The organism is Bradyrhizobium sp. 25ACV, assembly GCF_054863005.1.
The window spans coordinates 1-263 of sequence record NZ_JAVAYO010000136.1; the positions used below are offsets into that span (position 1 = coordinate 1).

Genomic DNA, 263 nt, shown 5'->3' on the forward strand with positions numbered 1-263 from the left:
GTGGAGAGAGCTCACCACATCGTCGCGGCGGCGCGCTCCGGCCAGAGGCGGTCATACTCCGCGCCGCCGACCTTGTTCTCGCTCATCTCGGCAAGGATCTGCCCCGGCGTCGGCAAGGTCTTCGGGTCGACGCGCTTGTCGGGATTCCAGAGGTCTGCGCGGACGATGGCGCGGGCGCATTGGAAGTAGATCTCGTCCACATGCATCACCATGACGCTGCGCGGCGCTTTGCCTTCGACCTTGAACGAAGAGAGCAGCTCCGG

The 263-nt window shown here is 65.4% G+C and carries 1 protein-coding gene; it reads right to left on the minus strand.

Features of this window, described 5'->3' with window-relative positions:
- Window positions 1-11: 11 nt before the first annotated feature.
- The coding region (locus tag RAD04_RS38875; protein ID WP_461627993.1) for a PNPOx family protein at window positions 12-263 on the minus strand (252 nt) is incomplete at its 5' end.